Origin of the sequence: Streptomyces sp. Ncost-T10-10d, assembly GCF_900091955.1 — a bacterium.
Taxonomy (GTDB): domain Bacteria; phylum Actinomycetota; class Actinomycetes; order Streptomycetales; family Streptomycetaceae; genus Streptomyces.
Genome location: NZ_FMDF01000224.1, coordinates 52,280 through 78,559, shown reverse-complemented (window position 1 = coordinate 78,559; position 26,280 = coordinate 52,280). Strand labels below are relative to the sequence as shown.

The 26,280-nt window shown below is 69.6% G+C and carries 17 protein-coding genes; 8 read left to right on the top strand and 9 right to left on the bottom strand.

The genetic code is table 11. The features are described 5' to 3' along the window. Positions 1–108 precede the first annotated feature (108 nt). The 3 genes from GA0115254_RS40035 (at position 109) to GA0115254_RS40025 (ending at position 3,830) form a co-directional block, all read left to right on the top strand. Positions 109–1,086, top strand: coding sequence for a glycosyltransferase family 2 protein (locus GA0115254_RS40035; protein WP_093900169.1), 978 nt, complete (start codon positions 109–111; stop codon positions 1,084–1,086). After that, the gene (locus GA0115254_RS40030; RefSeq protein WP_256103024.1) at positions 1,086–2,471 is read left to right on the top strand and encodes an alpha-2,8-polysialyltransferase family protein; all 1,386 of its coding nucleotides are present in this window, start codon (positions 1,086–1,088) and stop codon (positions 2,469–2,471) included. Before GA0115254_RS40035 ends, GA0115254_RS40030 begins: the two co-directional genes overlap by 1 nt. A gap of 285 nt (positions 2,472–2,756) precedes the next feature. After that, positions 2,757–3,830, top strand: coding sequence for an acyltransferase family protein (locus GA0115254_RS40025; RefSeq protein WP_176740490.1), 1,074 nt, complete (start codon positions 2,757–2,759; stop codon positions 3,828–3,830). 100 nt (positions 3,831–3,930) lie between these two features. On the opposite strand, the gene GA0115254_RS40020 is transcribed toward GA0115254_RS40025, so the two are convergent. Then, entirely contained in the window at positions 3,931–4,455 is a 525-nt protein-coding gene (locus GA0115254_RS40020; protein WP_256103023.1) for an SUKH-3 domain-containing protein, read from the bottom strand. Continuing rightward, a complete protein-coding gene (locus GA0115254_RS47305) occupies positions 4,406–14,131 on the bottom strand; it encodes a polymorphic toxin-type HINT domain-containing protein (protein WP_141720994.1) in 9,726 nt (3,241 codons plus the stop codon). The genes GA0115254_RS40020 and GA0115254_RS47305 overlap by 50 nt, the downstream gene beginning before the upstream one ends. 165 nt (positions 14,132–14,296) lie before the next feature. Between GA0115254_RS47305 and GA0115254_RS40010 the strand changes: the two genes are divergently transcribed. Further along, positions 14,297–16,264 (top strand): tachylectin-related carbohydrate-binding protein, encoded by a 1,968-nt coding sequence (locus GA0115254_RS40010; protein WP_093900166.1) that lies wholly within the window; start codon positions 14,297–14,299, stop codon positions 16,262–16,264. A 124-nt stretch (positions 16,265–16,388) separates the two neighbouring features. Then, positions 16,389–16,634, top strand: a complete 246-nt coding sequence (locus GA0115254_RS40005; protein WP_176740485.1) for a hypothetical protein — start codon at positions 16,389–16,391, stop codon at positions 16,632–16,634. 25 nt (positions 16,635–16,659) lie between these two features. Here GA0115254_RS40005 and leuE read toward each other — a convergent pair whose 3' ends face one another. From leuE to GA0115254_RS39990, 3 genes are all read right to left on the bottom strand, one after another. Further along, positions 16,660–17,325, bottom strand: a complete 666-nt coding sequence (gene leuE / locus GA0115254_RS40000; RefSeq protein ID WP_093900221.1) for a leucine efflux protein LeuE — start codon at positions 17,323–17,325, stop codon at positions 16,660–16,662. 60 nt (positions 17,326–17,385) lie between these two features. Then, the gene (locus GA0115254_RS39995) at positions 17,386–17,991 is read right to left on the bottom strand and encodes a Uma2 family endonuclease (RefSeq protein ID WP_093900165.1); all 606 of its coding nucleotides are present in this window, start codon (positions 17,989–17,991) and stop codon (positions 17,386–17,388) included. Positions 17,992–18,080: 89 nt separating this feature from the next. After that, positions 18,081–19,661: an acyl-CoA mutase large subunit family protein gene (locus GA0115254_RS39990; RefSeq protein WP_093900164.1), complete on the bottom strand. Its 1,581-nt coding sequence runs from the start codon at positions 19,659–19,661 to the stop codon at positions 18,081–18,083. A gap of 241 nt (positions 19,662–19,902) precedes the next feature. On the opposite strand from GA0115254_RS39990, the gene GA0115254_RS39985 reads away from it, so the two are divergent. Beyond that, positions 19,903–20,814, top strand: a complete 912-nt coding sequence (locus tag GA0115254_RS39985) for a L,D-transpeptidase family protein (protein ID WP_093900220.1) — start codon at positions 19,903–19,905, stop codon at positions 20,812–20,814. Positions 20,815–21,019: 205 nt separating this feature from the next. Here GA0115254_RS39985 and GA0115254_RS39980 read toward each other — a convergent pair whose 3' ends face one another. Continuing rightward, positions 21,020–22,174, bottom strand: a complete 1,155-nt coding sequence (locus GA0115254_RS39980; RefSeq protein WP_093900163.1) for a hypothetical protein — start codon at positions 22,172–22,174, stop codon at positions 21,020–21,022. Beyond that, positions 22,174–22,977: an RNA polymerase sigma factor gene (locus tag GA0115254_RS39975; RefSeq protein WP_093900162.1), complete on the bottom strand. Its 804-nt coding sequence runs from the start codon at positions 22,975–22,977 to the stop codon at positions 22,174–22,176. Before GA0115254_RS39975 ends, GA0115254_RS39980 begins: the two co-directional genes overlap by 1 nt. Positions 22,978–23,623: 646 nt before the next feature. Between GA0115254_RS39975 and GA0115254_RS45040 the strand changes: the two genes are divergently transcribed. Together GA0115254_RS45040 and GA0115254_RS39965 are read left to right on the top strand one after the other, a co-directional pair. Continuing rightward, positions 23,624–23,788, top strand: a complete 165-nt coding sequence (locus GA0115254_RS45040) for a hypothetical protein (RefSeq protein WP_176740484.1) — start codon at positions 23,624–23,626, stop codon at positions 23,786–23,788. Positions 23,789–23,904: 116 nt separating this feature from the next. Beyond that, on the top strand, positions 23,905–24,918 hold the full coding sequence (locus GA0115254_RS39965; protein ID WP_256103021.1) for an NAD-dependent epimerase/dehydratase family protein: 1,014 nt from the start codon (positions 23,905–23,907) through the stop codon (positions 24,916–24,918). Here GA0115254_RS39965 and GA0115254_RS39960 read toward each other — a convergent pair. Together GA0115254_RS39960 and GA0115254_RS39955 are read right to left on the bottom strand one after the other, a co-directional pair. Continuing rightward, positions 24,915–25,187 carry a hypothetical protein gene (locus tag GA0115254_RS39960; RefSeq protein WP_093900161.1) on the bottom strand — a complete coding sequence of 91 codons (273 nt, stop codon included), beginning with the start codon at positions 25,185–25,187 and terminating at the stop codon, positions 24,915–24,917. The two genes, GA0115254_RS39965 and GA0115254_RS39960, sit on opposite strands and share 4 nt — an antisense overlap. A 6-nt stretch (positions 25,188–25,193) precedes the next feature. Next, entirely contained in the window at positions 25,194–26,267 is a 1,074-nt protein-coding gene (locus GA0115254_RS39955) for a hypothetical protein (RefSeq protein WP_093900160.1), read from the bottom strand. Positions 26,268–26,280 lie beyond the last annotated feature (13 nt).

The window sequence follows — 26,280 nt, the reverse complement described above, 5'->3', positions numbered from 1 at the left end:
CCGCACGAGGCAAGGGATCGACCGGTTCACCATTTCGACATCCTTCGTTCACCTGTCGTCCTTTCCGGGGTCAAGGCAAAAGCCGGGCCTCCGCCTAGCGTGTGACGCGTGGTTAAGCTCTCCGTCATCGTGCCGTTCTACAACGTGCGGACATATGCCCCCGATACCTTGCGAAGTCTGCGGGCCAATGCCCGAAATGATTTCGAATTCATCTTCGTCGACGACTGTTCGACCGACGGGACTCTGGAGATCCTCCGGCGCGCCGAGCGCGAGATCCCCGGTGCCGTCCTGGTCAGACACGAGAAGAACGGGGGCCTGGCCACCGCACGCAACACGGGAATCGATGCGGCGCGCGGCGAGTACCTCACCTTTCTCGACGGCGACGACTGGGTCGTTCCCGGCCACTACGAGCGACTGCTGGCCGCCATCACGGATCTGGGGTGCGACTTCGTCCGTACGGACCACGTGCAGTTCACGGACCGGACGCGCACCGTCCACCAGGTCCCGCACGGTCTGCGCAACACCGTCATGCGGCCGCGCGACGTAATCCTGCCGTCCGACCGGTCGACGCCCGTGGACTACGCCTACGCCTGGGCCGGTGCGTATCACCGCAGGCTCGTGGAGTCGGGGCTGCTCCGCTTCCGGGACGGGCTGCGCACGGCCGAGGACCGGCCCTGGATCTGGCGCCTGCACCGCGAGGCCGAATCGTTCGCGGTGGTCGGCCTGCCGGGGGTCTTCTACCGGCGCGGGGTGGCGTCGTCACTCACCCAGATCGGCGATGTGCGCCAGCTCGACTTCATCCGGGCCTTCGACCAGGTGCTCGAAGAGACGGCGCGGGACCCGGAGGCGGACCGGCTGCTACCGAAGGCGGTGCGCACCTATTGCGCGGTCATGGCGCACCACTTGGAATCCATCGAAAGGTTCGAACCAGCAGTGGCACGGAAATTGCGCTCCATGAGTGCGGCTTCTCTGCGGCGCATGCCCCAGAATATTCTTACCGATACGCTGAATTCGCTGGGCGACCGCCGTGCGGACCAGCTGCGCCGAGTACGCCGCCGTTCCGTTTCCCGGGAGGTCGCGGCCTGATGTCCGGCATGTACACCGCGCCGGTCAGCCGGTCCACCACCCAGATTTTCTCCGCGTGCACGCAGTACGCCGCCGCCACACTCGTCGCGGCATTGCGCGCGGGCCAGTTCGGTCCGCGCTCGGAGCACCGGCGCATCCTCGTCGTGAGCGACACCTCGCCTTCTCCCGAACTGGGCACACCGCTCCATCGCAGGCCCGGATTCGAGAAACTGGAGTCCGAATTCGACACGGTGCATTCCTGGAACGACTTCATCCGGCCGTTCCACCCGGCGGGCTGGTCGCCCCGGGAACAGGACGCCTCGCTGTGGGAGCGGGCTGTACGCCGGGCGTGGCACCTCGGCGACGAACCGGTCGAGATCGCCTGCGAGTCCATCCAGGCCAACCCCTCCCAGGCCCTCGCGGTGATCTTCGGCGACAGCCCGGTGCACATCTACGCCGACGGGCTGATGAGCTACGGGCCGACCCGCAGCAAGCTCGACCAGCTGGTCGGCACCCGCATCCGCCGGCTGCTCCACCTGGACCTGGTGCCGGGCCTGCGGCCACTTCTGCTCACCGAGTTCGGCGTCGAGTCGGAGATCGTACCGACCGATGTCTTCCTGAAGGTGCTGGACGAGCTCGCCGGATCGGCGGACGTCCCCGGCCCCGACGGCGGCCCCGCCCCGGCCCTGCTGCTCGGCCAGTACCTCTCCACGCTGGGCATTCTCACGCCCCAGCAGGAGGAGGACCTGCATGCGCGGATGCTGCGCGGCGCCGTCGCCCTCGGCCACACCCGGGTCGTCTTCAAGCCGCACCCCAGCGCGCCCGCCCACTGGGCGCGGTCGCTGGAGCAGGAGGCGGAACGGCTCGGCGCGGACCTCACCGTTCTCGACAGCCCGGTCCTCGCCGAGACGCTGTTCGAAACCATGCGTCCCGCCCTGGTCGTCGGCTGCTTCTCCACCGCGCTGCTGACCGCCGCCTCGTTCTACGGGCTCCCGGTCGCCCGCGTCGGCACCGGCCCCCTGCTGGAGCGGCTCGCCCCGTACCAGAACAGCAACCGCATCCCGCTGACGATCGTCGACGCGCTCCTGCCCGACCTGGAGGACACGTCCGCGGTCACCGAATGGTCGCTGCCCTCCGCCGAAGAGGTCCGGGGCGAGCCGACCGGCCTGGTCAGCGCGGTCGGCTACGCCATGCAACCGCAGATCCAGGCCGCACTGCGCCCTGAGGCCGAGCGGTATCTCACAGGGCACCGCGACAACCTCTGGCGATACTTCAAACGGCGTCGGCTGACCGCGCTGGGACTGCCCGGAGCCGTACCCGCACAGCTCGCGTTCATCCCGCGCAACGCGACGGTGCGCCGGATCGCCCGCAAGGCCCGCACCCTGAAGCGGGCGGCGGCGGGCTGACCCGCCCTGCCGTCGGACGACGTGGCCGACGGGCCGTCCATGCTCCGTCGCCGCGATGACGGCGATCCTCCGGCCGTCCCCGGCACGGCAGCAGGCCCGGCCGTCCGCGCGAGCGGCCCGGGGCGGCCGGTTCCAGTTTCCACACGTCCCGGTCCGTTCCGGGAGAGGAGCATCACCGTGGCCGAAGCGCCCACGACAACCCGGTCCGCTGCGGCTGCCGCGATACCCGCCCCGTCCGCGCCCCCCGCCCTGCGCAATCCGCGCTCCGGCGCAGGCGCAGGCCGGATGCGGGCCCTGGACGGACTGCGCATCCTGGCCGCCCTCATGGTCTGTCTGTATCACTTCGCGGGGAAGGACGGCCCGGTCGCTCAGTCCTGGGGGCAGTCGCCGGGCCAGATGTTCCCGACCCTCTCCCAGGCGGCCGTCTACGGCTGTCTCGGGGTGCAGTTCTTCTTCGTCATCAGCGGCTTCGTCATCTGCATGAGCAGCTGGGGGCGCTCGCTGGGCGACTTCTTCCGGTCCAGGGTCGCCCGCCTCTACCCGGCGTACTGGGCCGCGATCATCCTCGTGACGGCGGCCGCGATCGTCCTGCCGGTCGTCGTGAAGCCACTGCGCCCGGACGAACTGCTGCTCAACCTGACGATGCTGCAGCAGCCCATGGGCGCGGACCGGGTGCTGGGCGTGTGCTGGACGCTCTGGGTCGAGCTGCGCTTCTACGTTCTCTTCGCGCTCTTCGTCGTCTGGCGCGGCGTCACCTACCGCAGAGTGGTGGCCTTCTGCTGCCTGTGGACGTTCGCGGGGGTGCTCGCCCGGGTCGCCCAGACCCCCCTGACGGACGAACTGGTCATGCGCGACCACGCGCCGTACTTCATCGGCGGCCTGGCCCTGTACCTGATCCACCGGTACGGCAGTGATCTGCTGCTGTGGGGCATCGTCGTGATGAGCTTTCTCCTCGGCCAGCGCTACTCCGTGACCGCGCTCTGGCACCCGGGCATGGACGGCGACTTCCACCGCTCCCCGTACGTGATCCAGCTGATCGTCGCCGCCGCGTTCCTCTCGGTCGCCGCGGTGGCACTGGGGTGGCTGCGCTGGGCGAACTGGCGCTGGCTGACGGTCGCCGGCGCCCTGACCTACCCGTTCTACCTGGTGCACGAACATCTCGGCTGGTTCGCCATCCGGGTCCTGCACCGCGGCTGGGGCCTGCCTCCGATCCCGACACTGCTCGGCGCGGTCGGCTCGCTGCTGATCCTCGCCTGGCTGATCCACCGGTACGTGGAGAAGCCGGTCGGCCCGCGCCTGAAGCGAGCCATGACCACCCAGAGCGCCCGGCTGCACGCGGCGTTGCGCATGGGGGAGTGAGCGCAGGCGCGCCGGGGTGGCCGTGCCGGCGGGGCGCCCACCCCGGCGTGGCGAACCGGGCGCGAGCGGTCCGACTTCCACAGCGCCGACAGGCCGCCACCTACGCCGGCTCGGCCAGCCAGGGGGCTTCTTGGGCCCGGCTCCCGCCCTCGTCTCCGTTCACGACGTAGGCCAGAGCTTCGGAGAAACTTGAGCCCAGGTCCCACATCACCATCGGCCCTACGGCGACCACCCTCCCGGACTCCCCTACGTAGGACCTGAACTGAATGGACCACATCCCGAGAGGGGAGAAGTTCTCGCCGAACCGCCGGGCCAATCGTTTCGCCTCGTCGAGCGAATCGATGCAGGCATCCATCGGCTCCACGTACAGCGAAGAAGCGGGGGTGCGAGCTGCGGAACTGGCGATCTTCAACCCACCGAACTCCTCCCAAAGGCGGAGGGCCAGGGGATTCGGTGCGAATCCTGCCGCTCCCAGAGCTTCGATCCAGGCCGAGCAGTCGAAGCGCCTGCCCTCGAACCACCCTGCTGCCCGCAGGGCATCGAGTACCGACGACCGGCCGCCCTGCGCCGCTTGGCTAGAAAGTTCCAAAGGTCTTCCTAATGACGATCTTGCATGACTCTTCACACGGATCGAACGGAACCCCGCTTTCCATTGGGGAACCCAGAGGTCTCACACGCAAAGTCTTGAAATGCCCTCCAAAGATGGCCGAGTCTCCCTCAGCTTTCTGGGCTTCGTTCAAAGCGCAGATCTCCGAACACGTGCGACGCCCATTGGCACCCAGGACATCGTCCAGAGCCGAACCCGGTTCGATTTCGGTGTTGCCCTGCGTACGGCCGTAATACCTGTTCCCGGAAGGTGAAGTGTATTCCGTGACGAAGTCGGGCGTCGTGGCTTGGTTCCTTCCGCGATTCGCAGCGGCGTATCCCTCAAGCGTGGAGCCCTTTGCCGCCCGCCCCGGCGCTGCGCCACAGTTGTGAACCAGGACCGGAGTGGCCCCCGCCGTCACGAAGTACGTATGCGCCCGGTCGACGCTCAGGTTGTAGACCGCCGCCGCCTGTGTCCAGCCGCGGACCGCTTCCACCTGGACGTGGGTGCCTGAGCCGGTCTCCAGCCACTGGCCGGGCTTCAGGTCCTCGGCCTTCAGCCACTTGCGTGCGGACGGGACCCAGAACGGGTGGCCGGCGGTTGCGGTCAGGGTGTCGGTGGCGGTGCCCTTGGGGCCGTCAGTGTCGAGGGTCAGGCGGACCAGTTTCTTCAGGCCCTTGCCCTTGATCGTGGCGGTGACCTCCTGGGTGGAGGTCTTGCCGGTGGTGGGATCGGTGGCCCGGACCTTGTCGCCCGCCTCGACCTGTTCGATCGGTCGGCGGCTGCCGTCGGCCATCACCACTTCGGTGCCCGGTACGAAGCTGTTGCCCACCAGGTCCGAGGCGAGCTGGACGCATTCGACCGCCGACTCGACCCGGTCGAGTGTCTCGTCGGCCTTCTTGGCGGCCTTCGCGATGTCGTCCGCGTACTTCGCGGCCTTCACCGTCATCCGGCCCGCCTTGGCCGCCCGGACCGCGCCCGCGCCGACGCCGCCGAGGGCCACACCGGCCACCGTCGCGACGGCCCAGGCGCAGGCCTCCATGTCGCCGGTGGTGACGCAGTCCCTGATGTCGTTGAAGCCGGTGACATCGCCGACCACGTTGCCGACCGTCTTGACGCCCTCCCACACCGCGCCCCAGTCGACGGAGTCGCGAACCGTCTCGACGACGGCGCCGACCTGCTCGACCACCGCCTCACGGATGGCGTCCGTCGCCTTCGCCACGTCCGCGATCACGTCCTTGGCCGCGCCGACGAGGATCGCCGGCAGATTGGGATCGGCCGTCACCACCGCCTTGGCCACCGCGATGAGCGGCCGGGCCGCGGCCACGATCTCGGGGATCGGGTTGTGCTTCGCGACGAAGGCGGCCGCCTCCCGGGCCTTGCGGCTGACCGCGGCCCGGGTCTCGTGGTAGATCCTGCGCGCCTCGGCCGCCTTCTCCCGGGCCCATTGGGTGAACCCGGTACTGTTTCCGACGCTCTTCGCGATCCGCACGCCGGCGTCGACGATCCGCTTGAGGCCGGACTTGCGGTAGATGTAGCTCGCCGCCTTGCCCGCGTAGCTGAGGGCCTTCTTCAGTGCGGAGATGGGGTGGCGGACCGTGTAGACGACCGCCTTGACGATGTTCTTGGCGGTCTTGACTGCGGCACGGACGTACTTGTTCTTCTTGATCTTGTTGTACGCCTTCTTGCACCAGCCACAGCTGGGCCAGTGCCCGTCCGGGTCGGTGAAGTCCATCGGGGAGCCGGCACCGTAGGTGTAGCGGTTCGCGAGGATCGAGGCTCCGGAGGCGTACGTGTAGGAGTCCCGGGAGTCGAAGACCCCGGTGCCCGGGTCGTACCAGCGCGCCCCCATGTTCACCTGTTCGGTGTCGGGGTCGGTCCAGTCGCCCTGGTAGCCGGCGTTGCCCGCCGTGCCCGGCTGTGCGTCGCTCGACGCGGACGGCTGCCCGAACGGGTCGAAGGCCGTGGAACCGGTCAGCGCGGTGGCCGCGCCGTCGGTCGCCGACATGTCGCCGACCACGTCGCCGTGCTTGTCCGTCACCGTCAGCTGCGCCGCGCCGGTGCCCTCGGCGACCGAGAGCAGTTCGTCGGACGCGCCCCTGCCGTACGTGGAGTTGTTGTCCTTGACCGGGTCGGGGGCGAGGCCCGCGTAGCTGAAGTCCGCCTGGTTGCGGGAGGCCACCCGGTCCAGGGAGTCGTAGGTGTACTCCGTCCCGGACTCCCCCGCCTTCGTCAGCCGGTCGAAGGCGTCGAAGGTGAATTCCTCGGTCATCCCGGAGCTGGTCCGGCCGGCCAGGGTGCCGCGCGGGGTGTGGTCGTAGGTGTAGTCCCCGTCGGACAGCAGCCGGTTGCGTTCGTCGAAGGTGGCTGTCTTGTCGCCGTTCTTGACCCGGTTGCCGCTCTTGTCCCAGCCGTACTCGGTGGTGGTGCCGTTCTCCGTCCAGGAGGTCAGGCGTCCGGCCTGGTCGTATCCGTAACTGTTCTCACCGGCCTTGGCCGTTCCGGTGGTCTTCTTGGAGGTGAGGTGGTCGTCGGAGTCGTAGCCGTAGTCGGTCGACGCGATGGTGGCGCCGCCGCTGCTCTTGATGGTGTCCGTGTCGATCCGGCCCAGATCGTCGTAGGCGAAGCTGCGCGACTGGCCGGCGCCGTAGTCGATCTCCTTGACGGAGCCCGCCCCGTCGTAGCGGTAGGTCTGGTTGGCGCCGGTGAGCGGGTCGGTGGCGGAGGTCAGCTGCCTGCGGGCGTAGCCGAAGTTCGCCGTGCCGGCGGCGTCGGCGCGGGAGGTGAGCAGACCGTCGGCGTCGTACTCGTACGTCGCGGTGCCGGACGGCCCCTTCGCCTCGATCAGCGAGCCGCGGTCGTTGTACGCGTAGGTGTTGTCGCCCTTGGGGGACGAGGTCTTCGTCAGCCGGCCCGAGGAGTCGTAGCCGAAGTTCTTCTCCGCGGTGGCGGCCTCGGCGCCGCTGCCTCTCTCGTGGACGAGCAGCCCGGCACGGTCGTAGCCGCGCTCGCGGACCACGCCGCCGGGCGCGCTGAGCTTCACCGGCCGGCCTGCGGCGTCGTACGCGGTGGTCCAGGTGCGGTCCTGCGGTGCGGGGTCGCGGCTGGTCGCCGGTTCGACGACCGACTCGGCCAGGCCGAGGGTGTTGACCGTGTAGAGGGTCTTGTTGCCGCGGCCGTCGGTGTAGCGGGTGCGGTTGCCCAGGGCGTCGTACCCGAAGGAGGTGGTGACGGACTCGGTGTCGGAGACGGGTTCGGTCTGCCCGGTCAGCCGGCCGAGGGCGTCGTAGTCGTAGCGGGTGGTGCGGCCCAGCGGGTCGGTGGAGGTGGTCAGATTGCCGGCCGTGTCGTAGCCGTAGTCGACCTTGCGCAGCAGGCTGTTGGTCGCGTCCAGGTCGGAGTCCCGGACCAGTTGGCCGAAGGCGTCGAAGAGCTTGGCCGAGGTACGGCCCATGCCGTCGGTGCTGCGGACCTCGCGGCCGCTCATGTCGTAACCGAACTGGGTGACCACACCGCCCGGGTCGGTCGCCCGGGTCAGCTGGCCCAGATTGTCGTAGCCGTACAGGCTGATGCCGCCGCCGGGTTCGGTCTGCTTGACCACGTTGCCCGTGTCGTCGTACTCGTTGCGGGTGGTGAACGCGGCGGGCAGCGGCTTACGTTCGATGCGGGTGGTGGTGACGGGCCGGTCGAGGTCGTCGTACGTGGTCTCGGCGCGCGCCCCGGACGGGTCGGTGACCGACAGGAGTTCGCCGGTGCGGGTGTAGGCGTACGACCACCGGGCGTGCTCGTCGTCCTTGCCGACGGGTACGTCCTTGTCGGTGAGCCGGTTCTGCCGGTCGTAGTGGAACTCGGTGACCTGGCCGAGCGGGTCGGTCGCGGTGACCACGTTGCCCAGCGCGTCATAGCTCCGGGAGGTCGTCGGGGTGACGGTCTCGGTGGAGCCGGGGGCCCGGTAGCCGGGGGCGGTGGCGGTGAGGGTGCGTCCCAGCCGGTCGTAGGTGGTGCGGTTGGTGTTGCCGAGGGCATCGACGGATTCGGTGACCGCGCCGAAGCTGTCGTAGCCGGTGTAGGTGGTCGGGCGGGAGGTGACGGGGTCCGCGCCGCCGGACTCGGTCGCCACGGAGGGCGAGGTGGCCGACAGCGGGCGGCCGACCTCGTCGTAGGCGTAGTCGGTGCGGTTGCCCGCCGGGTCGGTGCGGTAGGTGACGAGGCCTCGCTGGTCGTATCCGTAGACCGTGGTGCGGCTGTCGGTGCCGTTCTGGACGATCTCCTGCTGGGCGTTGCCCGCGTCGTCGTAGACGTACCGGACGGTCTCGGGTGTGACGCTCGTGGGCCACGGCACGTTGGAGGGGGCGCCGTTGGACGTGGTGGTCTCCACGTTGCCCGCGAGGTCGTAGGTGTACGTGGTCCGGCGGGCGAGCCCTGCCGGGTCGGTGACCTCGGACTTGGTGCGGCCGACCGCGTCGTAGGTGTACTCGGTGACGAGCTTGCCGTTGTTCGCCTTCTCGGTGAGGACGTTGCCGGCGCCGTCGTAGGTGTTGGACTCGACGACGATGTCCCGGCGGGTGCCGTCGGGGTTGTGGAATCCCTTGAGGGTGAGGGACTTGAGCAGGTCGTCGCCGAAGTACTCGTAGACGAGGTCGCGTCCCATCGCGTCGGTGTTGCGGACGACCCGGCCGCCCATGTCGTACGCGTACGACTGCAGGACGGTGTACTCCGGGTCCCCGCCGTCGTCGTCCCAGTCGCGCATCCGGGTCTCGGCCATCATGTTGCGCGCGGTGTACACGTAGTCGAAGTGGTTGCCGTTGGCGTCCACCATCGAGGTCTTGTTGCCGAGCGTGTCGTAGCCGTAGGTGGTCTCGCCGCCCTCGGCGTCACTCACCTTCTCGGGCCGGCCGTACGCGTCGTACTCGAAGGTCATCACCCGTGCGGGATCACCGCCGAGCACGTCGCCGACCTCGGTGCGCACGGTGTTGCCGTCGGCGTCGTAGCCGGTGGCGGTGCGCTGCTGGTGCTTGGAGAGGGTGACGACGTTGGTGGCGGCCGGTTCGGTGGTGGAGACGAGCCGGGACAGCTTGTCGTAGGCGAGGGTGATGGTGGCGCCGGACGGCTGGGCGTCCGAGATGGCGGTCTCGGTGAGTTTGCGGCCCAGCGCGTCGTAGGTGAACTTCGTGACCAGGCCGGAGGCTTCGGTGACCTGGGCGAGGTCACCGCTGGTGAAATACAGGTAGCGGGTGACCTTGCCGCGCGGGTCGGTGGAGGTCAGCGGCAGCCCGGTGGGGGTGTTGCCGCCGTTGACGGCGGGTTCGGCGCCCGTGGTGTAGGTGTTCTTTACGGTGCCGCCGTCGGCCGCCGTCTGCTGGGTGAGCAGCCCCCGGACGTCGTACTGGTACTGGGTGCGGAAGCGGGTGTCGGTGGGGCCGGAGGACCGGCCGTCGAGGGTCTGCGAGGGCTGGTCGGCGCGCAGGTCGATGTCGCCGGCCGGGGTCGGGTAGGTGGTGTACGAGGTCTGGCAGTCGTCCTTGGCCCGGCAGGTGGTGCGGCTGGTGACGTTGCCCCGGTCGTCGTAGCCGAGGGTGACCCGGTCGCCGTTCTCGCTGATGATGCCGGTCTGGAAGCCGTTGTCGTCGTACTCGAAGAGACGGATGGCGACACCGTCGGCGGGGTGCCGGATGAAGTCCGGTTCGCCGCCGCCGTCACCGGGCGGGTTGGTGCAGAACGCCGGGTCGCCCGGGTCGGGCTCGGTGCAGACCTCCTGCGGCGGGTCGGTGTCCGACGGACTCGGTGCGGGGTTGGAGTCGCGGGCGCCGAGCGCCATCGGCTCGCCGTAGCGCAGCATCCGCGAGGTCAGGCCGTCGTACTCGTAGAAGTACGGCGAGTCGACCGGGTCGTGGACCTCGACGGTGCGGCGCAGGTCCGTGTCGTTGCCGAAGACCGCGGGCGTACTGATCTTCCAAGTGCCGCCGTTGCGGTCGGTGTACTCCTGGACGCGGTCGCGGGCGGTGTCGTACGTGACCTCGGAGGCGGTGCGGCCCGACGGCAGCGTCGTCCGGGTCAGGACGTCCGCGGTCCGGGTGCCCTCGCGGTAGTGACCGGCGACGGCCGTCGCACCGAGCGGATGGTGGTAGACGGCGACGTCGTCGATGGTGCCGGCGAAGGAGCGGGGCCCGGTGCTGCCCCAGCCGGGCCAGGAGGCCGGGGTGGTGGCGTGTGCGGCGCCGATCTGGTTGTAGGTCAGGTCGCCGGCGACGAGCTGCTTGCCGGTGAGGGTGCCGGAAAGCTTGCCGTCCAGGTAGAGGCTCTGCGTGGAGCCGGACGCCGAGAGCACGGCGTGGTGCCACTTGCCGTCGTTGACGTTCTTGGTGATGTCGGTGATCGGGGCGACGGTCCCGGTCCAGAACTGGCCGCGCAGCTTGCCGTCGTTGCCGACGTACAGGGCGGGCACACCGGCCTGGGGCGCGGTGCCCCAGGCCTTGTTCTGGTAGCCGACGAGCGGGCCGCCGACGCCGGTCGCGGGCGTCTTGAACCACACCTCGACGGCCGTGTCGCGGCTCTTCTTGAGGGTGCCGGAGGGCAGCACGATGCGGGAGGTGTTGCCGTTGAATCCGGCCGCGGTGCCCGGGTCGCCGGAGATCGCTCCGGCCGCGCCGAGGGTGACATCGGTGGAGGTGCCGCGGTCCTTGCCGAGGTTGGCCTCGACGGCGCTGTCGGCGGCCGTGCCCTCGGCCTCGCCCAGCTTCCAGTAGGACTCGGGGCGGGAGTCGAGCACCGTACTGCCGTAGTGGCTGCCCGCCCCGTACTCGTACCGGGTGCAGCCGCCGGTCGGGTCGCAGACCTTGTCGAGCAGGTCGCCGGTGTAGGTGTACGACCAGGTCAGCGGGGCGCCGTCGACCGGGTTGGTCGACACCGCGGTGACGTGGGAGCCGGTCCAGGTGAAGTTCAGCGCGCGGCCGCTGCGGGCGTGCGCGGCGCTCTGGATCTTCCCGCCGGACCAGGTGTAGGTGACCACGTTGGACGAGGCGTCCGTGATCTTCGTGAGCAGGCCGCCGGTGCTGAAGTCGTAGCTGGTGCCGGACTTGTCCTGGAGCCGGTAGGTGCCCGCCGTGGCGTCCAGTGTCAGCTTGGCGTACCGGCCGGGCGGCGGGGCGAAGGTGCCGTCGGGGTTCTTGCCGAAGCGGACGTCCTGGCCGTCGGGGTAGCGGATGACGACGTTGCCGCTGCCGTCGTCGTCGGCGGTGAGCCGCATGTCGTACCGGGTCGACCAGCCGGCCCCGAAGGCGAGGTCGCGCCGCGGGTCGAGGCTGTTGTACGTGCGGACGAGGGTCAGGTCGGGCCCGGTCGTGGTGAGCGACGCGTCGATGGCGGAGGAGGTGAAGTTCCCGACGTTCGGGTCGAACTCCTTGCCGGGCGCCTCGGACAGCCGTGAGGTGATCTCGGGCTGCGGCACGGCGGCGACCAGCGCGAGCTGCGCGGTGGGCACCTCGTTGGACGCGTCCTTGACGAAGCCGCGCCACAGGTAGGTGGTGCCCCACTTCAGCCGGCCGGCCGGGACGGGGTAGGCGGACGACGTCTGGTAGGCGGAGGTGGTGCAGCCGGTCGGCTTGCCGTCCTTGCCGGCCTCGCAGATCTCGTACTTGTACTGGAGGGCGGAGCCGGGCGGGGCGTCGATGTCGACCCCGGCGGCCCACAGCTGCGGGGTGAGGGTCTGGGCCTGGTAGCCGTTGGGCGGGAACTGTTCCTTGACCACCGGGGCGATGTCGAAGACCTGGAGGGTGAGCCGGCCGGGCGGGACCTGTTCGTCGGTGAAGACCTTGCCGCCGGTGCGCACCATGGTGAAGTCGAGCAGGTAGGTGCCCGGCGGCAGGGCCTTGATGGTCGCGTCGAGGGTGGTCTTCGCCCCGTGCGCCACGTTGCCGGTGAGGTTGGCGGACCGCTGCTGGGTGACCAGCTTGCCCTTGGCGTCATAGGCGCGGTACGCGAGGTAGTAGGTGCTCGGGGTCCAGGTCTCGGCCCCCGTGTTCGTCACCGCGACCTTGACCTTGCCCGCCTGGTTCTGCAGCACCGGCGGGTCGGGGACGGGCTTGGGGAAGGCGTACGTGGCGCTGTACGGGGAGTGCGTGACGAACAGCTTCGGCGGGTTCGCGGTGGCGTGGCCGGTGAGCTTCTTGAAGGAGAGCGTGTCGGTGGCCGAGGCGCGCAGCGACAGGCCGTTGTTGGGCTGGGTGCCGTCGGCCCAGCGCTGGACCAGGTCGCGGCCGCCCTTGCCGAGGTCGAAGAGTTCCCCGGCCGCGGGGCAGTTGGACCGGGAGGCGCCGAAGGCGACGTGCCCGTACGCGAACGACCTGGTGGCCAGCGCCCCGCCGACCGACGGACCCGGGTAGGCAGTGCTGGTGCCCGCGGTCCAGGACTGGGTGACCGGGTGGACGGAGACCGGTCGCGCCTTGCAGGAGGCGGAGTCGAAGTTCACGATCTGGAGCTGCGCCCCGAAGATCCGGTGGTTGCGCAGCCGGTCGTCGAGGCCGGGGAAGCCGAGGTAGGAGTAGGTCGCGCCGGACGGGCCGCGGCCGACCTGGAGTTCGTCGGTGCCGACCACGGACGGGCCGCCGTCCCGGACGTACATGGAGGTGGACGCGGCGCCGGTCTCGACGGACGGGTCGACGCGGACGGGGAAGGCTCGGTCCGGGTCGGTGAGCCAGCCGCGGTCGGCGTTCACCTTCAGGGCCGGGCGGCCGTCCCGCTCGACGAGGGTGTAGCGGACCGCGTACGAGGTGGCGCCGCGGGCGTCCGTCATGAACCCGGCCGGGATGACGGCCCTGGTGCGGCCGTCGGACCCGGTGAGCACGATCGAACCGTCCCGGACGGCGGCGTCGAGGCCGTCGAGCGCGAGCGGGAAGACGAACTCGGCGGGGGCGGACGCGGAGTGCAGGACCAGGGTCTCCTTGACCCCGCCGGCCTGCGAGTCCAGCCAGAGATCGGTGCCGGGCAGGACCTGCTCGTAGCTGACCCTGGTGCCGTCCGCGCTGCCCGGCACGGGAGCGGCGCCGCTCAGCCCGTACGAGAAGGACTCACCGGACGGGAGCGTGAGGGCGGCGAGCTGCGGGGCATCGGCACGGGCGGCCAGGTCGAGGCCGACCGAGTCGGCGGTGTTGGCCCACCCGGCGGCCCCCGCACCCGCGCGGGCGGTCCGGGCGGAGTTCTCGCGCCCGGTCAGCTTCGCGTCGATCGGGTGCCAGTCGCCCTTGTCGTCACGGTAGTTGATGGGCGTGGTGGAGATCTCGGTGGTGCGGGTGCCGTCCTGGTTGGCGTAGGTGCGGCTGCGGGCATCCCGCTCGGAGACGAGCTCCGTGCTGGTCGCGCGGTCGAATCCGGTGGTCCGGGCGGCGGGCGGTGCGGTGACCTCGGCGATGTTGGGCCGGACCGCCGGCCGGGCCGACTGCGGTGGTTTGAGCGGGTACTTCGCGCGCACCGAGGTCGGCGACTCGGTGTTGCCAGGGCCGCCTCCGACGTGGCTGCGCCCTTCGGCGCTCCCCCAGCGCTGGCCGGGGCCCTTGGCTGCCTCGGGCGCATCCGGGAAAAGCGGGAAGCCGGTTCCGGCCAGGGCCAGCGAGCCGACGGCCAGCGTCACGACGACGGCCAGACCGACGACCCGGCCCCAGATCCCGCGTACCGCGCGAAGCATCAGCAGACGTCGCGCGATTCTTCGGTACGCAGGCACGGAACCCCCAAGTTCTTCACGGAATGGACCAGTTGATGTTGAGGACCGTGAGGGATACGTGTCGAGAGATCCGTCGAGTGTTCATGTACCCGTCAATCAGGAACGCGCTTTCTTCACCCGGTTGATACCGCACCGTTCACCACTGCTCGCCTAGCGTCCGACCGCATGACGTCCCACTTCATTCCGCGCACCGCCCGTCGGCTGGCGGCCCTGACCGCCGCCGTCGCCGCAATCCCGCTGCTCGTGGCCCTGCCCGGCACCGCACACGCGGCGGAGGCCGCCACCTGCACCACCACGGGCCCCGTGTACGCCCTGGACTCCGCGGGCAAGCTGCTGCGTTACGACATGCCGACCCCGGTCAGCGGCGGCAACCTGACCTCCCCCAGCACGATCGACACGACCTGGAGCGGTTACGGCCGAATGCTGGCGGGCCAGGGCGCGCGCTTCTACGGAATCAAGTCCGACGGCCTCTACCTGAGCCACCGGGTCAGCTCGACCGGCGCCTGGGACATCCACCACAAGAAGATCAGCCCCAACTTCGGCTGGCTGACCAAGGCCGAGGACCGCAACCAGATCACCATCGACCGGGGTGACCGGATCTGGGTGCTGGACAACGAGGGCGCGCTGCGGACCTTCAAGTACGACTCCGCCGCCGACACCTGGAGCGCCGACAGCGGGAAGATCATCGACCAGGGCTGGGAGCGCTACGACCTGATCGTCGCCGCCGATTCCGGCGTGGTCTACGGACGTTCGGCGACCGACGGCCGGCTCTACCGCTCACGCTACGACTTCACCAGTCAGCGCTGGCTCGAGCGGCACGTGGTGGAGAGCCTGGCCGACTGGCACCAGTACTCCAAGGGCATCACCTCGATCGGCGGTGACACCCTGGTCGGCGTAACCGGGACCGGCGCCGCCGACTACTACCGCTTCGACGAGAACATCCGCGACTTCCCGGTCTACAACAAGACCGTCGGCAACTCGGGTTGGCAGAACTACTCCAACGTCGCCGGGGCCCCGGACGCCTGCCGCATCACCGCGAGCCACACCCCCGTCTCCCCCGCGGTACCGCTGGAGAGCTTCACCCCGGCCGCGGTGACCCAGTCGTCCACGGGGTCCCTGGAGTTCGCGTACACGGACAACATCGGCCGGCTGGTGCACGGCCGGATGGCGGACGCCTCGGACTACAACGGCGTGCAGTGGACCACCGTGTCCGGCAACGAAGCCTTCACCGGACGCCCCGCCCTCGGCGAGCACACCGACGGGCGCGTCGTCCTCACCGCACAGAACACCTCCGGCAGTATCTGGCAGCGCAACCAGACCGCCAAGGCCTCCGCGGACTGGAACGACTGGATCGACCTGGCCGGCGCCATGGCCCACGCCCCGGTCACCGCGAAGACCCCCGGCGGGCTGCTCGTCCAGTTCGCCGTCGACGGCAACGGCAAGCCCTGGTACCGCATCCAGCAGCGGGCCAACGTCGACTTCATGAGCTGGATGCCCCTCACCGGGTCCGGCCTCGGCGGCACCCTCCAGGCCGTCACCGTCCGCGACGGCATCCAGCTCTTCGCCACCACCAGCGGCACGCTGACCACTGCCCGGTTCACCGAGAACGGCAGCATCTCCGCCTGGTCCGGCCTCGGCGCGCAGAACGTCAGCGGCGCGCCCTCCCTCGTCGTCTACCCGGGGTACCGCATCCGGGTGTTCGCCAACGACGGCCAGGGCCACATCATCACCGCCGCCCAGTCCGCCGAGAACGGTGCCTACGGTTCCTGGGAGACCGTCGACGGGCTGACCGCCGAAGGTGAGCCGAGCGCCGTCATCTCCCCGCTGACCGGCCTCATCGAGATCACCGCGCGCGGCACCGACGGCACCATCCACAACACCGGCGAGACCACCCAGGGCAGTGGCACCTGGCGCCCCTGGCAGCAGCCGTCGTCCGAGGCCGCCGCCACCGTGCCGACCACCTTCACCTACACCACCAGCAACGGCCCGACCTGGGCCTACACCTTCCGTACCGCCGACAACCAGACCCGCATCTACCAGGTCCGGCCGAGCTTCGCGCGCACCGCCGCAAGCACCGCGCAGGACGCACCCCGGTTCCAGGCCCGGGCCCTGCCCAGGCCGTCCGACAACTGATCCGAGGCGTGGGGGCGGGGCCGAGAGGGTGGCGCCGTCCCCGCCGTGACCGTCTGTGCCGGGACGCGGAGGCCCGCAGCTACCCGTTCGGCCCGCACACCCGCAGCGTGAAGAACCTGGGCAAGTGTCCAGGAGGCGTCGGACAAGCACCTGGAGAGCAGGGGGCCGGCGCCTCGTCGACATCTTCCGCGGCCCGCACTTCACGCTGCCGGCGGTCGGCACGGACACCGAACTCCCGGCATTCGAACGGCGACCTGGTCCGCGTGCACCGCACAAAGGCTATGAGGCCTACGGAAAGGGCCTGTTCCTCATCCGCCCCGACGGCTGCATCGGCTGGGCGGGCGAGGACACCTCGGGCCTGGCGCAGTAGCTGGCACCGCTGGGCTTCGCCGCGGTCACACGCTGCTGAGCGAGAGCTTCGCCGCGAACCCCAGGAACAGCAGACCGGCCGCCGAAGTGGCTCCCGCCGACAGCCGCTTGCGGCGGCGGAACGCGGCGGACAGGCGGGTGCCGCCGAATATCAGCATCGACAGATAGAGGAAGCTGGCGATCTGCAGCAGAGTGCCCAGCACCAGGAAGGACAGCGCCGGATAGGCATAGCCGGGGTCGACGAACTGCACGAAGAACGAAATCAGGAACAGGATCGCCTTCGGGTTGAAGAGGCTGACCACCAGAGCCCGCCGGTACGGCCGCTCCATCGCGGCGGCGGCCTCGGGTCCGGCACTCTCATCGGTCAGTTCGGCCACCCGCCGGTGCCGCTCGCGCCACATGGCCACCGCGGCCCGCAGCATGCCGATCGCCAGCCAGGTCAGATAGCCCGCGCCCGCGAACTTGACGAAGGCGAACAGCACCGGCGTCGTCTGCAACAGCGACGAGGCCCCCAGCGCGGACAACGTCATCAGCACGGTGTCCCCGGTCCACACCCCGGCCGCCGCCACATAGCCGGTCCGCACACCGCGCCGGGCGGCGACGGACAGCACGTACAGCGAATTCGGCCCCGGCAGAAGAACGATCAGCACCAGGCCGGCGAGATAGGTCGGAAGATCGGTGACACCCAGCATGAAACGGAGTGTCGCACGCGGGTACGACACTCCGTTCGGGGGGTTCGGAGAAATCCGGGGTCAGTCCTCGTCGCCGTCCAGGAGGCGGTCCACGGAGAGCTTCATCTCGACACCGACCACGTCCGGCACGGTGAACGACGTCCCGCGCTTGTGGGGCACCTTGTTCTTGTATTCGCCGCCCCGCGGGTCACTGCAGAGCAGCACCTGGTCATGCTTGCGGTCGACCACGACGTAGACCGGAATGCCCGCCTGAGCGTAGTCCTCGACCTTGGGACCGAGGTCGTCCGCCCAGTTGGTGGAGGTCACCTCCACCACCATGCGGAAGGCGTGGGCTGCGTAGCAGTTCTTCATGACGTGTGCGTCCTTGATGTCGGCCTCGACGACCGACAGGTCGGGAATCGCGTAGTCCTCCGGCCCGGAAGGCAACCACAGCCCGACCCCCTGGACGAGTCTGAGCCCCGCCGTGCGCGCTCTGGCGCCGAATTCCTCGCTGAGCCAGGACAGCGCCAGAGCATGCGATACGTCCGCCGGCGGTGTCACAGTGAGCCTCCCCTGGAGAATCTCCACGCGATGCCCAGGCAGCGAGCGTGCGAGCTGTTCGGCTGCCTCGCCGAGCGTCAGCTCGGGCTGCTCCCGCGCCTGCTCCTCGTGCTGTATTACGGCCACGGCATCCTCCTTTCGGGGACCACTGTTCACGACCTTATCCGGGGCCATGGACATTCGGCGAGAGATCACCCCCGCGGGTGGACATCACTTCAGAACACGTCCGACGGCACGTAAGCCCCCCACACCTCCCGCAGCGCATTGCACACCTCGCCCACCGTCGCCCGTGCCTTGAGGGCGTCCTTCATCGGGTACAGGACGTTGTCCGTGCCCTCGGCCGCCTTCTTCAGCCGGCCCAGTGCCTCGTCGACCGCGCCCTGGTCGCGCTCGGCCCGCAGCTTCGCCAGTCGGGCCGCCTGCTGAGCCTCGATCGCGGGGTCGACGCGCAGCGGCTCGTACGGCTCCTCCTCATCGAGCTGGAAGCGGTTGACGCCGACCACGACACGCTCGGCGCTGTCGGTCTCCAGGGCGATGCGGTACGCGCTGCGTTCGATCTCGTTCTTCTGGAAGCCGCGCTCGATCGCGCTGACCGCGCCGCCCATGTCCTCGACCTTGAGCATCAGCTCCAGGGCTGCGGCCTCGACGTCGTCCGTCATCTTCTCGACGACGTACGACCCCGCGAACGGGTCGACGGTCGCGGTGACGTCCGTCTCGTACGCCAGGACCTGCTGGGTGCGGAGCGCGAGGCGGGCGGACTTGTCGGTCGGGAGGGCGATCGCCTCGTCGAAGGAGTTGGTGTGCAGCGACTGCGTACCGCCGAGGACCGCGGCCAGGCCCTGGACGGCGACGCGCACCAGGTTGACCTCGGGCTGCTGGGCGGTGAGCTGGACGCCCGCCGTCTGGGTGTGGAAGCGCAGCATCAGCGACTTGGGGTTCTTCGCGCCGAACTCCTCCTTCATCACCCTCGCCCAGATCCGGCGGGCGGCACGGAACTTGGCGACCTCTTCGAGAATCGTCGTGCGGGCGACGAAGAAGAAGGAGAGGCGGGGGGCGAAGTCGTCGACGTCCATGCCGGCCGCGACGGCGGTGCGTACGTATTCGATGCCGTCCGCGAGGGTGAACGCGATCTCCTGCGCGGGCGAGGCCCCGGCCTCCGCCATGTGGTAGCCGGAGATCGAGATGGTGTTCCACTTCGGGATCTCGGCCCGGCAGTACCTGAAGATGTCGGCGATCAGCCGGAGCGAGGGCCCCGGCGGAAAGATGTACGTGCCGCGGGCGATGTACTCCTTGAGGACATCGTTCTGGATGGTTCCGGTGAGCTTCTCCGCCGGGACGCCCTGCTCCTCACCGACCAGCTGGTACATGAGGAGCAGCAGCGCCGCGGGCGCGTTGATCGTCATCGAGGTGGAGACCTTGTCCAGCGGGATTCCGCCGAACAGGACCCTCATGTCGTCGACCGAGTCGATCGCCACCCCGACCTTGCCGACCTCGCCGGACGCGATCGCCGCGTCGGAGTCGTGGCCCATCTGGGTGGGCAGGTCGAAGGCGACGGAGAGGCCCATCGTGCCGTTGGCGATCAGCTGCTTGTAGCGGGCGTTGGATTCCGTGGCCGTGCCGAAACCCGCGTACTGGCGCATCGTCCACGGCCGGCCGGTGTACATCGACGGGTAGACACCGCGCGTGTAGGGGTAGGCACCCGGCTCTCCCAGCTTGTCGTCGGGGTTCCACCCGTCGAGTGCGTCCGGCCCGTACACCGGCTCGATGGGCAGTCCCGACTCCGACTCGCGCGTCATCTGCTGTGCCTCCCGCTGAAGCTGCTCGGTAAAGCTACTTACTGGTAACCAAGGATTCCCGCGACGGACTGTAGCGGCGGGCGCGAGACCGGTGGAGACGCATGGGCTGGGACCTTGCTCACAGCCCTCCCCCACGGCCCTCGCCGCCGCTCTCCCCATCATGCGCGGGCTTTGGCAACCGGGCAGAGCGGGAATCCGTCCAATGGGACACCGGAGAAACCCGGAGAAGCAGGGGGCCGAGATGATACGCAGCATCACCGGAGGCACGTCACGGCGCAGGGGGCGGGTCAGGACACGGGGTTGGGCGGGGACCACGGCCACGGCGGCGCTCACCGTTCTCGCCATGACCGCCGGCTGCAAGGCGCAGCCCGCCGACAGCGCGTCCGCGGCCCCGTCGTCACCGCCCCGGGCCACGGCGACCGACGACGCCAAGCCCCCGGCGGCGCAGTCGCCCCCGCCGGACGCACCGTCGTCGTCCCCGAAGGCCACCGCGACGCCCGCACCGAAGCCGGACACGCAGGGCACGACGCTGATGGCGAGCGGCTCCCAGGGCAAGCAGGTGCGGGAACTGCAGGCCCGGCTGCGGCAGATCGGCCACTTCGACCGCTCCCCCACCGGCTACTACGGCAGCGTCACGGTCGCCGCCGTCCGGTCCTTCCAGGGCAAGCGCGGCCTCTCCCGTACAGGCAGGACGGACACCGTCACCTGGCAGAAGCTGCTCGGCATGACGCACGAGCCGACGGCCGCCGAGCTGAATCCGCCGACCAGCCTGCCCGTCACCAAGCCGGACAAGCGCTGCATGACGGGCCAGGTGCTCTGCATCAGCAAGAACAGCCGGACGCTGTCATGGATGATCGACGGCCGCGTCGTCTCGTCGATGGATGTCCGCTTCGGCTCGCAGTACACGCCGACCCGGGAAGGCACCTTCTCCGTCTACTGGAAGTCACGGCACCATGTGTCGACGATCTACCACACGGCCATGCCCTACGCGATGTTCTTCAGCGGCGGTCAGGCGGTGCACTACTCGGCGGACTTCGCGGCCCGTGGCTACAGCGGCGCCTCGCACGGCTGCGTCAATGTCCGTGACGAGGGAAAGATCGCTTCGCTCTTCGCCCAGGTGAGGACGGGCGACAAGGTCGTCGTCTACGGGTAGGGCCTGTCCGGCCGGACGGAAAGCGGCGCGGACGGGACCGGGGGAACGTGTCCCGCCCGCGCCAATGCGCTGAGCCGTAGGTACGGGGGGAACCCCGGCTCTGTGCGCTGCCGATGACCAGTCGGCTCATTCTGTACTGCGCCGTGGCCTCGAAAAACGTCACACCTTGTGGCGACGGCTTGAAAGGGACTGGCGCGCACGGCTCTCAGCCGGGCGATCCGACGGCGCCGAGGGACGCCCGGTCGGCTGCCGGCGAGGAGGCCGGGGTCGAGGGCGAAGGCGAAGGCAACGGCGTGGTGGTGAACCGGATTGACGGGAGCGTGTTGGAGCCGTCGCCGTCCCCGTTCGAATCGCCGTCTTCGCCCTGCTCGCCTTCGCTGCCGCTGCCGCTGCCGGGGCTGTTCTGGCCGTCCGTGTTCTTGGCGATCATGCGGTCGCAGAACCGGTCCAGATTGCGGGCGCCCTTCGCCAGCGCTTCGAGATACCGCCTGCGGTCGTCGTCCAGCTTGCCGTCGCGGTAGTCGCGGCAGGCCTTGAGCGCCTTGGCGTACCAGTTGCCCGAGGTGCCGTTCCCGGAGCCGTCGGACTGCTTGCCGTTCTCGGTGCCGTTCTCGGTGCCGTTCGGGGTTCCGTTCGTGGTGCCGCCGGGCTTCCGGTTGTCGTCCCCCTTGCGGTCCTCGCCCTTGCCGGTTCTGCCGTTGCCCCGGTCACCGGTGGGGGCGGAGGGATCCGCCGGAGGTGTGGAGGGCCCCGTCTCCGGGGAGGCGGGCGGCTGCGCGGACGGGCTCTCGTCGGTGACGGGCCCGGAGCCGAGCTCCTCGGGCGTCGCCGCGGCGGAGACGGAGGTCGCCGGTACGGGGGTGCGTCCGCCGAACGGTCCGGGGAGCATCCCGGTGCTCGCGGCCACGGCCACCCCGCCGAGCGCGCAGCCCGCGAAGGAGGCGACCAGGCCGAAGCGGATGGGCCGGCTCCAGCCCAGGGAGCGGGTACGGCCGGAGCCCGCGGAGGAAGAGGGGCGGTGCGGGGCGAAGCCACCGGAGGCGGGCCGGATGTGCACCGGTTCGAGTATGCCGTCCGGTGCCGGTTCGGCCGTCTTCTCGGCGTACCCCTTCACCTGCGGGTTCGCCGCCCGTGTCCGTGCGCGCGCGGATTGCGCGGCGGTGCGGAAGGCGGCCAGTGCCGCGGCCTCGCCCGGCAGTTCGCCGGTGGCCGGGCGGGCAGCCCGCGCGGCGGCGTCCAGCGCTGCCGCGAGTCTTTCCGCTTCTGTACGCGACTGACCGCCCACGGGATCGACCGGTTCGCGGCGGAGCAATCTCTCCGCCGCGTCCTTGTCAAGCCATTCGTAGTGCTCGTCGGCCATCACATGTCCTTCTGCGTCCACGGACGCGAATGCGTCACACCGGCCGGCGCCGCCGAACCGTTGTGGGAGGGGCGCTGGGCGGGCACGGCGCCGAGTTCCGCCGTCCGACCTGCCGTGCTTGTGCGAGGGGCGGGAGGATCCGCCGGATCGCCCGCGGGAGCACGGTCCGCGGCAATGCCCGTGCCGCCTGCGACACGGCCGTCGCCGCCCTCGACGTCCCCGTCACCGGGACGGCCGCCGGCATGGTCCGCGTCGTCCGTGCGCAGCAGCTCGGCCAGCCGCTTCAGTCCCCGGTGCGCCGCGGTGCGTACCGCCCCCGGCCTCTTGCCCAGCGTCTGGGCCGCGCTCTTCGCGTCCAGGCCGACGACCACCCGCAGCACCACGGCCTCGGCCTGGTCCTGGGGCAGTTGGGCGATGAGCGACATCGTGCGGCCGGTGGCCAGGGCCTCCATCGCCTCGTCGGCGGTGTCGGACTCGGCCGGCTTCTCCGACAGTTCCGACTCGTCGCCGCCGATCGCGGGGCGCCTGCCGCGCATCCGCAGATGGTCCAGGGCACGGTTACGGGCTATCCGTGCCGCCCAGCCGCGGAAGCGGTCGGCGTCGCCGCTGAAGCGGTCGAGGTCGCGCGCTATCTGCAGCCAGGACTCGGACGCCACGTCCTCGGCGTCCGGATCCCCCACAAGTGTCCGTATGTAACCCAGCAGTCGCGGCTGTACAGCGCGGTACACAGTACGGAAGGCGTCTTCGTCCCCGTCCTGCGCCGCGAGCACCGCGGCAGTGAGCTCCGCGTCGTCCCCCAGCACTCCCTCAACCTGCCCTGCTGTCCCGAATCGCAGCTGGTCATCACTGCCGCGCCACCCTGCGCGACTCAGCACGCTACGTCCTTCGCGGGGGTCACGTCCATGGCTTGTACAACCTGCAACATTCGTCCGGCACAGGGCGGTGTGACAGAAAACGCGGCGGCGGCGCTGAGAAGAGTACGGGGTCGTCCTACGGCCCCGCGGAAGACGACCGGGGCCTCTCCTGTGGGGGGTGGCGGCCCCGGTCGTCCTCATGCCTTTTATGCCTCTGACCAGCCATTACCTGGTGTTCGGAACCTCTCCGTGACCAGCAGCGTGACCAACGCGGCCGGACTCTCATCCGATCCGGCCCAGGCCGATGTGGTGTGCCGTTCCCGACGCGAGCTTCCGCGCTCCCGTCACTCGCCGTTTTCCGCACTGGGCCATGGTGCAGCCCGTCGAGTGATGTCTCACGTTCACGGAGACTTCCACCAGGATCTCGCCCGCCTCCAGGTCGTTGGTGACCTTGCTGTGGCGCCAGTCATGGATACGACGCCGGATGCCGAAGGGGCCCGTTGGCCCGAAGACGGCCAGCGCCGCGTTCGCTCACCTCGCCTACATCTGGTGCGGCTGGACGACTGCGCCGCTCCCCCTGAGGAGGACGCTATTCGTGCGCTTCGCCCTCGACTGGAAGGACCGGCGGATCGCAGCCCGCAAGACGGTGACCGACCGGGCCGTACGCTGCCGCCTGGAGCTCGATGTCGGCAAGCTCGCTGCGCACCTCAACGGCACTGACTACACCCACAGTTACGACGAATTGGAGATCACAATGTGAGCTGACCGAGCGGTGAGTCGATGGGGCGGCCCGGGGATGCTGCTCGCCCACTTCCGACGACGGAACGGCCTGGAGCCCATGCGCAGGTGACGAGGGGAGCCCGTAGCGTGTGCTCCATGACGACTTCCGTTCTGGTGATGGGTGGCTCCCACTTCCTCGGTCGAGCCGTCGCGGTCGAGGCTCTGCGGCGCGGCTGGTCCGTGACTGTGTTCAACCGTGGCAAGACCGGCAGGAACCCAGAGGGCGTCCACGCCATTCAGGGTGACCGAACGAATCAGGCGGACCTTTCCCACCTGGCCGGCCTTGGTCCTTGGGATGCGATCATCGACACGTCTGGGATGTCGGCGGACGTGGTGGACCGTGCGACGCAGACGCTCGCCCTGGCGACGAGCCGATACGTCTATGTGTCTACGGTCTCGGTGTACGCGGACTGGCCGCTACTGCCTCTCAACGAGGATCTTCCGACCCTGTCCGAGGCCGGGCCGATGCCGGACGTTCCGAGCGACGTGAACGTGGCCTACGGCCTGGACAAGGCTGATGCCGAGAAGGCAGCCCTGACGAATCTCGGGGACTTCCCCACGATCCTGCGGCCAGGTGTGATCTTGGGGCCCGAGGAGTACGTCGGCCGACTCCCCTGGTGGCTGAAGCGTGTAGAGCGCGGTGGGCGCGTCTTGGCTCCCGGCGATCCGGACCAGCCCATTGCCCCGGTGGATGCGCGCGACGTAGCGACGTTCGCGTGCGACCGCGCGCTGGCCGCCCGGGAAGCCGAGGTGTTCAACCTGACCGCCCCGAAGAATCACGCGACGATGGAGAGCTTCCTCCGAGCCTGCATCGAGGTCACCGGCTCCGGCGCCGCCTTGGAGTGGGTGGATGGCGGCTTCTTGCTCGACCACGGAGCGAAGCAGTGGACCGAACTGCCGCTGTGGAGGACATACCCGGGAACGTGGGCGGTGTCAGGCGTGCGCGCCCAGGAGGCGGGCTTTGAGTGTCGGCCCCTCTCGGAAACCGTCATCGACACCTGGTCGTGGCTGACCTCCGGGGAGACCGCCGTCGACAACGAGCGGGCGGCCGATCACGGCCTGGCCGCAGAGAAGGAGGCCGCCCTGCTCGCTGCTTGGGACGCTCGCTAGCTGCCGATTTCGTAGCGCGGGACTCCGGGCAGGGTGGACCTGGCGGAGTCCCGCCCGAACTCTTCGAGCTGATGCCCTAGCGTGGTTGCCTCACGCTGCCTATGCAGCGCCGGGACGGTGAGCTGTGCACGCACGCCCTTGAGGCGGGACAGAAGGCCATCCACTCGCTTCTCAGGTGGCAACTCGAACACCGTGCCCAGAGTCGCCACCGCGGACTCCAGGTCGCCGCTCAGAAGCTGGGCGAGCGCGAGGTCTGCGGTGGCCTCCATCTCGACTTAGCCCGAACGCTGCTCGCCGGGCCTGGACCGCAGCAGATCGAGCGCGCGCGAGGACGCCTCGACGGCTTCGGCGCCGTTGCCTACCAGAAGCCATGAGCTTCCGGCCGACATGGCGGAGCGCTCCAGGGAGAATCCGAACTCACCGCCAATCCCGTCGTGGTGGTCGTCCTGGACATCCCTGTCAACCTGTGCTGCCGCTTCAAGTTCGTAGCGGACGCGCTCGGGCTCGCCAAGGTGCCCGTGCGTGCGAGCGGCGATGCTGTGGAGCCTGAGCTTCGCCGTGCCGGAGGTGGCGAGCGCCTGAGCGGCTCTGACATGCTCCAGGGCCTCAGTCGGCCGACCGTCCCAGTAGGCCAACAGAGCGAGGTTCCCTCCGCACCACGCGAGCAGCGGGGCGTAGTCGATAGGCCTGGCGTAGGCGAGCGCGGCCCTGGTCAGGGTCTCCGCGGCGTCCTGCGATCCGAGGTCGAAGGCGGCGGAAGCCAGAAGCGCGCACGACTCCCCGGCCAGAAGGAACAGGTCGGAGGTCTGGCTCGGGCGGTGGGTGAGCGGCATCCGGCGCTCGATGGTGTCTCGGACGCTCCTGGCCTCGACGAAGACCTCGGCAGCAGGCTTCCGGTGGTAGTTACGTGCCAGGCTTCGGAGCTGGCTGCGAAGCAGTTCGATGGTCTCAGGGGTGAGGAACATGGAAGCGGCGTCGCCGGCATGCGCGGCAGCGTCGTTTGCAGTCATGAGCAGGTCTTCTTCCGTTATGTGCGGGTGCTGCACTGCCGAGAGAGAGGACTCGGTCATTGCCTGCTCCGCGCCCGCTGGAGCCATGAGCCGGTCCACCGGTCGCCCGAAGATCTCTTCCAGAATCAGGCAGGCGTAAGGCTGCGGGGTAACGCCGCCTCCAAGCCAACGGGTCCACTGCCGTGCCCCAACCGTCTCGCGGCTGAGCCTGGGGTCCTTGTTCAACTCTCCTAATCGACGCGCTGTCTGCTCGTATCTCGGGAGGAACAGGGCGTGCGACTCGATGCGCTCTCTTCGTGCGAGTGCGCGCAGGATTGTCTCTTCCTGTTCTTCGGTCATGCCGGCTCTCCCG